This is a genomic window from Arthrobacter sp. Hiyo1 (assembly GCF_001263615.2).
Classification (GTDB): domain Bacteria; phylum Actinomycetota; class Actinomycetes; order Actinomycetales; family Micrococcaceae; genus Arthrobacter.
The window spans coordinates 833,813-834,944 of record NZ_DF952468.1 but is presented as its reverse complement, the minus strand read 5'-3'; the positions used below and the strand labels follow the sequence as shown (position 1 = coordinate 834,944).

At 66.4% G+C, this 1,132-nt stretch carries 1 protein-coding gene and 1 pseudogene; both read right to left on the bottom strand.

Features of this window, described 5'->3' with window-relative positions; translation table 11 throughout:
* Positions 1–750, bottom strand: a 750-nt coding sequence (gene nadC / locus AHiyo1_RS03590) for a carboxylating nicotinate-nucleotide diphosphorylase (RefSeq protein ID WP_059387634.1), incomplete at its 3' end; no start/stop codon positions are given.
* Positions 743–1,132, bottom strand: a pseudogene (locus AHiyo1_RS03585) (L-aspartate oxidase); the annotation flags it as partial. The gene nadC and the pseudogene AHiyo1_RS03585, both read right to left, overlap by 8 nt.

Below are 1,132 nucleotides of genomic sequence, written 5' to 3'. Positions count from 1 at the left end.
GTTGCCGCTCGCCTCGACGACGGCGCGGCCCGCCACCTGCTTCACGCCGGCACGGAGCTCCTCAAGCGAAAAGTTGTCCAGCATGATCGTGTCGACACCGGCCGCCAGCACGGGTTCGATCTGCTCGGCGCGGTCCACTTCCACCTCGAAGTGCGTGGTGTGGCCCAGTTGGGCCTTGGCGGCCTTCAGCAGCGCGGTGAGTTTCGCGGAATCACCACCGGTCATCACGGCCAAGTGGTTGTCCTTCGCCAGCACGGCATCGGACAAGCTGTAGCGGTGGTTGGCTCCTCCGCCGCATCGCACGGCGTAGCGTTCCAATACCCGCAACCCGGGAGTAGTTTTCCGCGTGTCCGTGATACGCGCCTTGGTGCCCTCGACAAGCTTGACGAATTCCGCGGTCTTGGTGGCAATGGCGCTCATGCGCTGGGCAAGGTTGAGCCCGACGCGTTCGGCGAGCAGCACCGAGCGTGCCCGGCCGCTGACCCGCGCCAGGTGGGTTCCGGCGTCGAACGCTTCACCGTCCGCGAGCAACAGCTCCACTTCGGTGTCCGGGTCGACGAGCAACATGGCGTCACGGAACACCGTTCCGCCGCTGAACACCCCCGGAACCCGAGCATTGAGCACGGCGGTGGCCCGGGCTTCGGCGGGAATGAGCAGCTGCGAGGTGATATCGCCGCTCGGCGCGTCCTCCGCGAATGCCCGCTCCAGGATGTCCCGGACGGGTGCTGCGGGGAGGGTCAGGCTAGTCATTGACGAGGCTCGCTTTCCGGCGGATCGTGTATCTCTGAACAATTTCTTCACGCGGGGTTTCGACCGCATCACTCCGATAATGCGCCCCCAACGACCCCCGCCGCGCCCCCGCAGCCCGCACCAACAACTGCGCAGCCAGGAGCAAATTGGCATCCTCGTGAACCACGGAATCCACCGAGTCCGGCACATTCTCAGGAAGCACGACGTCGGCCCAAGCGTTGAGTGCCTCAGCGGCCTCCCGCAGCAACCCCCCGGTCCGAAGCACCCCGGCTTTGGCAGTCATCAACCGCCGAAGGGCGGCCCGGCTGAAGGGCTCCGGAACGAGCTCAGGCTGCCACACGAGCGCCCCGGTCGGCTCGGTGGTTCCCGAAAGCGCCGTTGT